The organism is Ornithinibacillus bavariensis (assembly GCF_018333235.1).
In the GTDB taxonomy this organism is placed as follows: domain Bacteria; phylum Bacillota; class Bacilli; order Bacillales; family Amphibacillaceae; genus Ornithinibacillus; species Ornithinibacillus bavariensis.
Genome location: NZ_BORP01000002.1, coordinates 444983 through 456430, shown reverse-complemented (window position 1 = coordinate 456430; position 11448 = coordinate 444983). Strand labels below are relative to the sequence as shown.

At 36.3% G+C, this 11448-nt stretch carries 12 protein-coding genes; 1 reads left to right on the top strand and 11 read right to left on the bottom strand.

The features are described from left to right. Positions 1 to 59: 59 nt before the first annotated feature. The 4 genes from KI338_RS07990 to KI338_RS07975 form a co-directional block, all read right to left on the bottom strand. A complete protein-coding gene (locus tag KI338_RS07990; RefSeq protein ID WP_212920473.1) occupies positions 60 to 1034 on the bottom strand; it encodes an ABC transporter substrate-binding protein in 975 nt (324 codons plus the stop codon). Positions 1035 to 1094: 60 nt separating this feature from the next. After that, the gene (locus tag KI338_RS07985; protein ID WP_212920472.1) at positions 1095 to 2081 is read right to left on the bottom strand and encodes a Gfo/Idh/MocA family protein; all 987 of its coding nucleotides are present in this window, start codon (positions 2079 to 2081) and stop codon (positions 1095 to 1097) included. A gap of 71 nt (positions 2082 to 2152) precedes the next feature. Further along, positions 2153 to 3166, bottom strand: coding sequence for a Gfo/Idh/MocA family protein (locus KI338_RS07980; protein ID WP_212920471.1), 1014 nt, complete (start codon positions 3164 to 3166; stop codon positions 2153 to 2155). A gap of 34 nt (positions 3167 to 3200) precedes the next feature. Further along, positions 3201 to 4187 (bottom strand): LacI family DNA-binding transcriptional regulator, encoded by a 987-nt coding sequence (locus KI338_RS07975; RefSeq protein WP_212920470.1) that lies wholly within the window; start codon positions 4185 to 4187, stop codon positions 3201 to 3203. Between the two features lie 173 nt (positions 4188 to 4360). Here KI338_RS07975 and KI338_RS07970 point away from each other — a divergent pair, with 173 nt between their 5' ends. Beyond that, complete coding sequence (locus KI338_RS07970; protein WP_212920469.1) at positions 4361 to 5329, top strand: sugar phosphate isomerase/epimerase family protein; 969 nt, start codon at positions 4361 to 4363, stop codon at positions 5327 to 5329. Positions 5330 to 5581: 252 nt separating this feature from the next. Here KI338_RS07970 and KI338_RS07965 read toward each other — a convergent pair whose 3' ends face one another. Genes KI338_RS07965 through KI338_RS07935 form a run of 7 tightly spaced genes read right to left on the bottom strand, consistent with a single transcriptional unit; the run spans position 5582 to position 11398 of the window. Continuing rightward, positions 5582 to 5941, bottom strand: a complete 360-nt coding sequence (locus KI338_RS07965; RefSeq protein ID WP_212920468.1) for a helix-turn-helix domain-containing protein — start codon at positions 5939 to 5941, stop codon at positions 5582 to 5584. Beyond that, the gene (gene galE, locus KI338_RS07960) at positions 5931 to 6992 is read right to left on the bottom strand and encodes a UDP-glucose 4-epimerase GalE (RefSeq protein WP_212920467.1); all 1062 of its coding nucleotides are present in this window, start codon (positions 6990 to 6992) and stop codon (positions 5931 to 5933) included. The genes KI338_RS07965 and galE overlap by 11 nt, the downstream gene beginning before the upstream one ends. A gap of 28 nt (positions 6993 to 7020) precedes the next feature. Then, positions 7021 to 7821, bottom strand: coding sequence for a CDP-alcohol phosphatidyltransferase family protein (locus KI338_RS07955; RefSeq protein WP_212920466.1), 801 nt, complete (start codon positions 7819 to 7821; stop codon positions 7021 to 7023). Next, entirely contained in the window at positions 7818 to 9101 is a 1284-nt protein-coding gene (locus tag KI338_RS07950; RefSeq protein ID WP_212920465.1) for an oligosaccharide flippase family protein, read from the bottom strand. The genes KI338_RS07955 and KI338_RS07950 overlap by 4 nt, the downstream gene beginning before the upstream one ends. Before the next feature lie 31 nt (positions 9102 to 9132). Beyond that, the gene (locus tag KI338_RS07945) at positions 9133 to 9978 is read right to left on the bottom strand and encodes a GNAT family N-acetyltransferase (protein ID WP_212920464.1); all 846 of its coding nucleotides are present in this window, start codon (positions 9976 to 9978) and stop codon (positions 9133 to 9135) included. An 18-nt stretch (positions 9979 to 9996) separates the two neighbouring features. After that, the gene (locus tag KI338_RS07940) at positions 9997 to 10671 is read right to left on the bottom strand and encodes a CpsD/CapB family tyrosine-protein kinase (RefSeq protein ID WP_244853469.1); all 675 of its coding nucleotides are present in this window, start codon (positions 10669 to 10671) and stop codon (positions 9997 to 9999) included. Further along, on the bottom strand, positions 10661 to 11398 hold the full coding sequence (locus KI338_RS07935) for a YveK family protein (RefSeq protein ID WP_212920462.1): 738 nt from the start codon (positions 11396 to 11398) through the stop codon (positions 10661 to 10663). Before KI338_RS07935 ends, KI338_RS07940 begins: the two co-directional genes overlap by 11 nt. Between the last annotated feature and the right edge of the window lie 50 nt (positions 11399 to 11448).

Genomic DNA, 11448 nt, shown 5'->3' with positions numbered 1-11448 from the left:
AAGCTACTTTTCTTAAAAAGTAATCCATTCCCATTAACCAAAGCATCTCTACTTGTGAATTAGTATGGCGATTCAGCATCTAAGAATTCCTTATAATTATCCCTGTCAACTACAGTAGTTGGGATGATGATTTCCTTTTCCACGGACTCACCATTTAGTATCTTAACAGCTGTATCTACAGCATCCTTTACCATTGCTGGGCTATATAGTGCTGATTGAATCCAAATATCCTCGTTTTCTGGCATCATATTGAAATACTCTTGCATACCCCCACCACCAGTTACTACCTTTATGTCAGTTCTTCCAGCTTCACTAATTGCTTGTAAGACACCAATTGAAGTTTCATCATCCAAGGAATAAACTGCATCGATGTGATCTAAGCTTGTTAAAATATCAGCAAAATCCTTCAAACCATCTTCTCTTGTAAATTGAGTTGCATACGTGTGAAGTTTTAAATCAGGGGCAATCTCCTTTACCGTATCAAGGAAGCCATTCTTACGTAATTCTGAGACGGAACCAGATGAAGGCACTTCTAGAATAACAACTTCGCCTTCCTTTCCAATCTTGTCCACGATATACTTAGCACCTTGAACACCCATATCATAGTTGTCACCAGCGACACGATATACATCAGGTACATCAATAACAATGTCAAAGTTAACCACCTTGATTCCTTCCTCTAAAGCACGTTGGATTGGAACTTCCATCCCTTCCCATTGTGGGAATGCAACAATCGCATCTGCCCCCCAAGTAATTAAGTCATCTAATTGAGATGTCATCTCTGATGCATTACTGCTTGTATAAATTTGATAGTCAATCTCCTTGGATAATTCTTTCGCACGTGCCTCTGCATGATAGGCAACAGCAGCAACCCAACCATGTGTTACAGCCGGTGCTAAAATACCAACCTTGTACTTGTCACCAGACTTTTCTGACTTCTTTTCACTACTAGATGCATCATCAGAACCACATGCTGCAAGTACAGGAGCTATTAAGAGTACTAGCAGAACTAAAACCTTCAAATACTTTTTCATTACGAAAACCCCCTTAATTTTTTGAATTGATATAGTAAAAAATAATGAAACCAATTGTGATTAAATATACACTTCATGCCCGGTCTCGAGTGATAGATTAATAGCTTCTAATAGTCTAATCACATACTGAACATCCTTTAATGGAATAATCCTATTCTCCCTATTACTCTCCACACAATCTACAAAATACGCTAATTCATTTTGGAAGGCATCCGCCTCCTCGACCTTTACTTCGGTCATCTCCTCATTCTCATATAAAACAAATTGACGACTATTAATACCCTCAATGTTCTCTCCAGCAGTCAATTGGAATTCCAGTGTATTATTTGGAGTTTGTGCTCTAAATGCCATTGTAAATGGATATCCCACTGGCATTCTTTGGGATGCTTCCACAAACGCTTTGACTCCGCTTTTAAAAGTAAGCGTTGTCATTATATGATTCCAAGCTCCGTATTCATTCTGAGAGCCTGCCGCATACACATGCTCAACCTCTCCCAAAAGATAATAAACAAAATCAATATCATGTAAATGAAGATCAAATAATGCTCCACCACTTTTTTGGGGATGTTGAAACCAGGTGCTCCAATTAGGCAATTGCCCTAACCGCCTTGCATGCACAATGTCAATGTTCCTTAGCATATCTGTCTCACTATATTGTTTTATCAGTTGGTATTCCGGCCAAAAACGAAGTACATGCCCGATAAAGAGCCTCACTCCACACTTGTTCACCTCATCATAAATTCTCATCACAGATCTTACCGACAAGGAAAGTGGTTTTTCACAAATAATATGTTTTTTGGCTCTTGCCGCTTTAATGATATATTCCTCATGTAAATATGTAGGTAGACAGATATCAACAATATCTATATCATCACGCATAAGGAAGGTTTCATAATCAGCAATAAAGGTATACTCAGGGAAATGCTCCTCATCTCCTTCTCCATTTCGAGTGCAAATGGCAACTACTTCAGCATTAGAGATTTTTTGATATGCCTCTAAATGGGCTTTTCCAATAAACCCCATTCCTACAAGCCCTACTCGCTGCATGATATCATCCCCAATTCGTTTTTGATTGAGTTTTCATTGATAAATTTAAATGTAAACCATTACATTTAAATTTAACCTTGTTGAGCCAAGATTTTTTCTACTACCTGCAAGGAAGTAATAGCCTCCTTACTGGTTACTGGTGCAGTTTTCCCATGAATAATACAGTCAATAAAGGCATCGATGACACCTGTCTTCATTTGGTTATCATTGGTTTGCATATGTTCGAGCTCATAGTTGATTTTCGTTCCATCTTTCATTTCAATAATAAGCTGCGCATCATGTCGGTGGTAAAGTTTAATAATTCCCTTTTGACAATAGATCGTTGTTGAATTATCTTCAGCTCCATAATAAGTCCAGGAAAATGAAGCCGTCCCTAAGTACCCTTTCTTCGTTCGAAGTATTGCGACTGCATTATCTGGAACTTCAATTGGGTTACCATGCTCGTTTACTTTATCGAGAGCTCCATGAAATGCGTGGACATCTTCTATTTCATCCTCGAGTAACCAATGGATTAAATCTATCTTATGAATTCCTAAATCACCAATAACGCCACTGTATGAACGTTCTTTTTTGAAGAACCATGTAGAATTGGATTTTGATACACTCCAGCTCTCTGGACCTTTATGTCCAAAGGTAGTTCTAAAAGTCAGAACTTCACCTAATTCTTTATTTTTAATCATTTCTCTTGCCTTTTGATGTGCTTTTGTAAACCGTTGGTTATGATCAACCATTAAAATCTTACCTGATTGACGCTCCGCTTCCACTATTTTCATCGCGTGCTCTACGCTTATTGCAAGAGGCTTTTCACAAAGAACGTGTTTTCCATTTAATAACGCTTTTGGTGTATAAAAATGATGCATTTCATTTGACGAGCAATCACTTACAGCTACAATGGAAGGATCATTTAGCAAATCCTCCAGTGTATTAGCGACGCTCCCACCAAATTCTTCAGCAAGCTGCTTAGCTCTACCTTTATTTCTATCGAAAAAAACAATTTCATCAACATGTGGATTTGCTTTATATTCTGGAGCATGGCGGTATTTAGTTATCGAACCACAACCGATAATGCCTACATGAATCCCCATTTGCTCAGACCTCCTAATCACTTGATAATCTTACCTATTCCATCGTTGACTCCCGAATGATCAATTCATGTTCCAATACTATATTTTCTACATTCTCACCCTTAATTCTAGAGAGGAGCATTTCCGTTGCCTGACATCCCATCATGTACATTGGTTGCGAAATCGTAGTAAGCGTTGGATTGGTCATACTAGAAAAACTTATATTATCAAACCCGACAACTGCAATTGGCTCTGAATCCTTTAATTCCATATTGATCGTTTTCAGTGCACCTATTGCTAATGTATCTGAAATAGCGAAAACCGCTGTTGGTCTATCCTCGTTCTGTAATAACATTCTCATCGCATGTACACCATAATGGAAATCGAGTCCCTTTGTATGGTAAATCCACTCCTCGCGAATCGGTAAGTTATATTCCTTTAATGCCCTCTCATACCCTGTACGGCGTAGTCTTGCATAAAGAAATTTTTCATCGGAGGTAATGAGTGCAACCTTTTCATTTCCAAGTTTTATTAAATGCTTCACTGCTTGGTATGCAGCCAACTCACTATCTACAGTTATGTATGGTATTTCCCCGTTCTCCTCATATTCACTACATAGAATAACTGGATAATGTTCGGCAAGCTCATTCAATTTTTGCATATTGACAGTCGGATCCATCGAGATAACACCATCTGCAAGCTTATTCTTCACCATATTAAAGTAAATATTTTCTCGTTCAGGCTTAGAGTCCGTTTCACAAAGTAGGATATGATAACCACTTGCTATCGCAGTATCCTGAATCCCATTAATAATTTCAGTGTAAAAGGGATTGGAAATATTAGGTAAAAGTACTAATAAAAGACGACTTTCCGAATTTCTTAAATTACGACCTAGCATACTCGGTTCATAATTTAGTTCTTTTATAGCGTCTTCAACCTTACTTCTTGTTTTCGGGCTTACGGAAGTGGCATTATTTAACACCCTGGAAACCGTAGCAATCGAAACACCCGCCCTTTTAGCAATTTGTTGTATATTCGCCATGAAGATTCCTACCTTTTCAAATATGTAATCGATTACAATTTGATTGTAGATTTTAACGAATTATTTGTCAATGATAAATTATGAATAAATTTAGAATACAGTAAATTCATATATTATTTTTAAAAAAAATATGTATAATAAATGTAATGGTTTACATTTAAGGAGGGTTTAGGATGAAATTAGGAGTTTTTACAGTCTTATTTTCAGACAAGAAGCTTGAAGAAATGCTTGATCATGTAGCAGCAAGCGGAATTGAAGCAATAGAGTTGGGTACAGGAGGATATTCAGGAAATACTCATTGCGATGTTGATGAATTATTAGACAATGGGCAAAAACAGAAAGAATTCATGGATAACATTGACAGGCGCGGTTTAATGATTAGTGCACTAAGTTGTCATTCCAATCCACTTCATCCACAGAAAAAAATTGCTCAGGAAGCAGATCAGTTATTCGAAAAGACCGTTAAATTAGCTAGTCAGCTCGGTGTTCCGGTTGTAAATACATTTTCGGGATGTCCTGGTGATCACGAAAATGCACTATATCCTAATTGGCCAGTCTCCCCATGGCCAAACGAGTACCAAGAAATCTTAAAGTGGCAATGGAAGGAAAAAATTATTCCGTATTGGACAGATAAAGCAAATTTTGCCGAGAAGTATAATGTAAAGATTGGTTTAGAGCTTCATGGAGGGTTTTCTGTACATACCCCTGCCACATTATTACAATTACGTGATGCATGTGGTCCAGCTATTGGTGCAAATTTGGACCCAAGCCATATGTGGTGGCAAGGAATTGATCCAGTAGAAGCTATTAAAATACTTGGGAAAGAAAATGCTATTCATCATTTTCATGCAAAAGATACTATAGTCGATCAATCGAACCTTAACAGAAACGGGTTAACCGACATGACTCCCTATTCTAATATGCAAAATCGGGCTTGGTACTTCCGGACAGTAGGATTTGGACACGAATCAAAGGTGTGGGCAGACATAATAAGCACACTTAGGCTATACGGATATGACTATGTTGTAAGCATCGAACACGAAGATGGCCTTATGTCCATAAACGAGGGATTCACGAAAGCGATTCAAACGCTAAAACCAATCATGGTAAAAGACTCCATTGATGAAATGTGGTGGGCATAGGTCTTATCTATTCCCGAATGCTATAACATTCTATTGAAAAACCATTTCAGTATATTGTAAGCTGAAATGGTTTTTCCTTTACAATATTTCTATTTTCCAATGAATGACTTTATAAAAGATTCCTATACATAAACAAGTATTAAAGTAGATAATGTTAAAAAGTAGTTATTTGAATGGAGGCTATTTTTGTCGAATATTTCCGAGGAAATAAAATGCATCTTGTCATCTTTAGTGAGATGTTACTTCGGTTATTCACTGCTTGATTTCCTCTACTTTCTCTCCAATACCTTTTTCTTGTTGCCATTTGATGAACTCAATTATTGGGAGGAGTTGTTGGATTTTTTCTTTTTGTATTCCTAGTTTTCTTATTTCCTCGATAAATTCGATCCATTCAGTTTCGATTATGTTGCTTTTTGGTGATTTTTCGACTAACGTTGGGATGGTTACGTCTAGTGCTTCTGCTATTTTAATGATTACATGTATAGACGGGTTTTCATTTAAGTGTCGCTCCATATTGCTTAGGTAGGACTTGGAGATATTTGCCTTTTCTGCTAGTTCCGATAAACTGAGTCCTCTTTCCATTCTTACCCTTTTCAGATTTTCACCGATCATTGATAATTACCTCTTTTTCAAAAGACAGGTTATTCCTATGCTTATACCCACTCGGATTTGCCTTTTGCCACCTCCAGGTATCCTCACACATTGTATTTATATCTTTCTCAGCCGCCCAACCGAGTTGATTCTTTGCCTTGGAAACATCTGCAACACAAAAAGCGATATCTCCCTTTCTGCGAGGCTTTATTTGATAATTAATTCTTTTTCCAGATACTCGCTCAAATGCTTGAATCATCTCCATGACACTATAACCTTTACCCGTACCAAGATTAAATGTTTCAAAGCCAGTAGTATCCATTGTACGCTTAAGCACTTCTTTATGCCCTTTTGCTAGATCCCCTACATGGATATAATCTCTAATCCCAGTTCCGTCCTTTGTTGGATAATCATTTCCATACACAAATAGAGTCGAAATATTACCGACTGCAACTTCCGCTATATATGGAAGAAGATTCGTCGGTACACCTTTTGGATCTTCTCCAATTAACCCACTATCATGTGCACCTACTGGATTAAAGTATCGTAAAATACTAACACTCCACATAGGGGAAGAATGATATAATCCTCGAAGCATATCTTCAATTATTTGCTTTGTATGACCATACGGATTAATTGCTCCAAGTGGATGGTTCTCAGATATTGGCATATGATTATTAGTTGGTGCGTAAACCGTAGCAGAGGAACTAAATACTAGCTTCTTAACATTAAAAATCTCCATGACTTCACATAAATTAATCGTACCTGTTATATTATTGGCATAGTATTTTAACGGGGATGACGTCGATTCGCCAACGGATTTAAATCCTGCAAGATGAATAACCGAATCAATAGACTCCTTAGAAAATATCCGCATTAAATTCATTTTATTATTTAGATCAACATTGTAGACACGTAATGTTCTTCCAATAATTTTCTGAACACGTTTTAATGCTTCAGGGCTACTCGTAGAAAAATTGTCCAAAACAATTATGTCATAGCCTGATTCAAGTAATTCAATACATAGATGACTTCCTATATAACCAGCACCACCCGTAACAAGAACAGCCAAATGATCACCACCCATCCCTTATGTACAATTAATTTTTATACACGGTTAATCGCTCAAGTACTTCACTAAGATTATTTTCCCAACGGTTTATATTTGCTCGGACATAGATCATACCGATAATATCAACGAACGCCAAGAACACGGTGAAATAATATTGTTTATCAAATATCAACATATCCAATAGGATCATGAGATAGAAAAAATCATTCATAAGTATAGTAGTTATCCACTTTCTTACGGTTGATTTAAAGTGGTTGGTCGTATGCTGTTTTTTATAATCCCTATTTTTATGTGATTCATAATTATAGGTAATCGTGTTATGATAAACAGCCTGCCTAATAAATAACGCCTCTACATCCTTCTGTGAAATATCGAATGGTGATAGCTCACTTAATAAGCCAACAATGAGAAAAATGATTAAGTAGGCAATTTGATTACTTGTTTCGTAAAATGCAAAACCAATAATAAAGAAATATAAAGGGTGGCAAATATTATGAACTAATCTATCAAAAAAGACCCCCTTTATTGAAGCAGTTTTCTTGATTCTTGCTATATTTCCATCCACAGAATCAAGGGAAAGCGTAAAAAATGAAATCAATAACGAAATAAATAGAAACAATAGGTTAAAGGAAACAATTGCATAATAAAGCATGCCAGCAGCTAGTAGATTTAATGGCAGCATACTCAAAGTAACAAAATTAGCGGAAATCGATGGGAAGAGCTTTAAAATTACCCAGGTTAACATAGCACCGGATTTTCTTTTTAAAACCGTATAATAATTATTCGCTTCATCCTTTTTCATGTGCCGTATAACGTCCTTATATTTCAATATGACACCTCCTCAAGTAACGTGGACTCCTTTCTTTTATTTCCTAATTCGGGTTTATCTTTCTTAACAATACTGATTAAGACGATAAGTAAGCTAAAAGCTTCAATAAACGATGACAATATCACAGCCAGTGTAGCACCAATTACGCCAAATAGCGGGATGAAAATAATACAACCAATCACACTAACGAAGACCCATAGAGCCGCTAGATATGGCTGAGATTTAAAATGTCTTGTTGCAATAATTGCTGTACTCAGGAACGTTGACGGGTAATTAAATATCCCTGCAATCATAAGAGCTATAAATAGCCCAGTATAAGCTGCATACGAAGGAGTATAAATAAGGGTTAACAATATATCCCCAAATACATAAGCAATAAGAAGCACACCTAATCCCATAAGAAGCCCTAAGCCAATTAATATAATAAGCAGCTTCTTATAACCACTTTTGTCTTCTTCCTGATATAAGACCGCAAGTCTAGGAGCTGCTGGTTGTTTGAGTGAATTTGCTACTCGGTTTCCTGCTAACAAAATATAATAAAGAGCAACAAAATACCCTAGCTCTTCTTTACCTAAAAAATGTTCAATGAAGTAACTTGGAATATTCGTATTAAAAGAGGTTAATAGCCCCATAAACCCTAATGGTATAGTTAATTTCGTTAACTCTTTTATCTTAGGCAAATGAAAGCTAATTTTAATAGCTGTATATTGTTTTGCAATTCGCCCATCATAGAAAAGTAGTATCAGTGTCCAAACTAATAGTTGACCAATAATAGCTAAAATTAGATCCTGAGTACTATATAAAATGATTGCAAATACGATAACCGTTAAAACCCCTTTAATAATATTTGAAATGGTGCAAAAATCCATCCGTTCATGTTTTTGTAATAAACCATGAAATATATCACTTACTGCTTCTGGTAATTTTGCCAAACCAATTAAAATAATTATCATAGAGGTATGAAAGTCATATCCAAAAAGGAGAACAATCAGTATAAAAATAATGAGGGAAATGATAGTAGAAAAAATTCTCGTGCCTAAATAATGCTCAAATTGAAAGCTAGTTTTAGCGTCTGTAACAAGGGAAAGTCTAAGCTTCATGTCAGTAAGCATAACAACAGGAGCAGTTATTGCTAACCCAAGGGCATATTGCCCGACCATTTCTGGAGTACCTAACTTAGCGATTACAATTAATAGAAGCCATTGTGTAACTGAGTATATAATACTGCCGGCTAACGTCCAGGCAATATTCTTTTTCAATGATAGTTTTTTTAATACCACATTGTTCCCCTCAATCACTTTAAAATAGGATTTACGTTTTCTTCGTAACATATGTCCGGTTGTTCTCTAATCTTCTCGCCCTCAAAAATTCAGATCGTTTCCTCATTTTTAACCAAAATACGAAGACTACTAGTCTCCCAATCATGGACTGAGGATAAATCCTTTTATCAACATCCACTTCTTCTCCACCAAATTCCTTTTTGAATCGATTTATATGATTTTCCCCATCTGTACTTGCATGAACAAACAATCCCCCAAAGTCAAACCATATTAGACCCATTCTTTTAAAGCTTCTCATGTCCTGCCAGTGAAGATATCGATTCGCTCTACCAATCTTATTACGAATCTCCCCATTATGAAATCTGGCAGATGCGGAATATAAAAGGGAGCAATAGCCTGTTACTTTTACATACGCATGATAGCAAAGAACCGTGGCATCTTCGTCTGTGGCATATGAAATAATAAGCGCTTCTTTATCTCTTAGACTTTTTAATCTTCCATAGTTTGCCTTTGGTAATTTCTTTTGCGCTGCAAATTGATCGAAAAATTGTTTAAACTCCCAAATTTGTTCATCTGTCGGAGCCGTTAATTCATGATAGTTAATAGAATCTCTTTTCTCAGCACGATTAATCTTATATCTAGTATTTTTATGTATATCCGAAAAAATCTCATCTTCTGTTCGATTCAAATTAATTACTAATGTTTTACCAAAGCTATGTAAAAAGCCTTTTGGAGATACATGTTTCACACTCTCTCTGTTCGGAAACAACACCTCTTGTGCAATAATAATGTCTACTTCCCTTTTGTGTTCAATATTAGTAGAACCATATAGATCCATCATGTGAATGAATCCGCGCTTATAATGAACCTCTACCATGTTTAACTAACTCCTTTTCTATTGATAATAATAAGAGCCCTTTGGTTGTTTTTTTCCATTCAAAACCGCTCCAATTATATTTGCTCCAGCAAAGGTTAGTTGCTCCTGCACCCTTTTTACTTCCTTCATATCATTTTTCTTTGCCCGGACAACTAGTAGCAATCCATCACATTTACTAGCTACTAATGTAGGATCCGTCACAATTAGTACTGGTGGTGTATCGAAAATAACGACATCATATTTCTCTTTAACTGCTTGTATAAACTCACTCATTTGAATAGACCCTAATAATTCTGATGGGTTAGGGGGTACAATACCGCTGGTAATAATGTCTAGATTGGGATACGCACAGTGTATGATAGTATGTAGAGTTTTTTGGCCAATTAAATAATTACTAAGTCCATATCTATTTTCTAGCCAAAATACATGATGAACACTTGGCTTTCGCAAATCAGCATCTACTAATAAGACCTTTTTTCCTTCCTGACTAATAACAACAGCAAGATTAGATGCAGTCATCGTCTTTCCGTCACCAGAGCTAGGCGACGATACAGCAATAGTTCGTAATTCTTTATCAATAGAGGAAAAATAAATATTTGATCTTAAGCTACGAAATTGTTCTAGACCCTGTTTGTTTTTATTTTCTATTGTCATTAGACTACCTCTAGCAGCTTTCAAATTTTTACGCCTCAAGGCTCCTCTCCTCCTTAGCAAAATCATTATGTGCTTCTCTATTTCTTTGCGTTGTTCTGGCCATTTTCGAAATGACTCCTAGTACGGTTATTCCTAGTACCTCGATATCGCTTTCTAGCTTTACCTTTGTATTTAAAAATTCTAGAAGGAATACTAATCCAACACTCGTTGCTGCTCCTATTATTCCTGCGATAATCATATTAATAAATGGCCTAGGAAACACAGGGTCCTGTGATAAGACTGGGTTTGCCTCTGATAAGACAAATACATTTTCGATATTCATTATAGAAGGAATTGTATTCTTGAACTGAGTAACAATCACATTAGCAAGCTCGGCCGCTTCCTCAGGGGTGTCAGCCAAAGCAGAAACACTCACTACTTGAGAGTTTTCATTACTAATGACTTCAATTTTTTTCCCTAGTTCTGTTGGGGTAAGACTTAGATTTAATTCGGTAATAACCTTCTCCAGAATAAATGGGCTCTTCATAATTTCGGTATATGTATTGATCAACTCTAAGTTTTTCTGGATCTCATTTACACTAAATGGAATCGAATCACTTTGTTGTTGATTGACGATAAATTGTGAGGATGACTTGTATGTAGGTGTCAGGAGATAGAAGCTGATAATTGCAGCAATCACGATAAAACCAATGGTTAGAGCTGCGATTAGTACGATGCGTTTTTTTAGTAGTTGAGCAATATCTTGAATAGTAAGGGTATCTTTCACAATTTCACCTCCATTTTCTCTACAATAGGGTCAGCTGACATGATAGTTTG

Bases quoted from the DNA above. Each gene is read 5' to 3' on its own strand.
- KI338_RS07990 (WP_212920473.1), bottom strand. From the start codon at position 1,034: ATGAAAAAGTATTTGAAGGTTTTAGTTCTGCTAGTACTCTTAATAGCT.
- KI338_RS07985 (WP_212920472.1), bottom strand. From the start codon at position 2,081: ATGCAGCGAGTAGGGCTTGTAGGAATGGGGTTTATTGGAAAAGCCCAT.
- KI338_RS07980 (WP_212920471.1), bottom strand. From the start codon at position 3,166: ATGGGGATTCATGTAGGCATTATCGGTTGTGGTTCGATAACTAAATAC.
- KI338_RS07975 (WP_212920470.1), bottom strand. From the start codon at position 4,187: ATGGCGAATATACAACAAATTGCTAAAAGGGCGGGTGTTTCGATTGCT.
- KI338_RS07970 (WP_212920469.1), top strand. From the start codon at position 4,361: ATGAAATTAGGAGTTTTTACAGTCTTATTTTCAGACAAGAAGCTTGAA.
- KI338_RS07965 (WP_212920468.1), bottom strand. From the start codon at position 5,941: ATGATCGGTGAAAATCTGAAAAGGGTAAGAATGGAAAGAGGACTCAGT.
- KI338_RS07945 (WP_212920464.1), bottom strand. From the start codon at position 9,978: ATGGTAGAGGTTCATTATAAGCGCGGATTCATTCACATGATGGATCTA.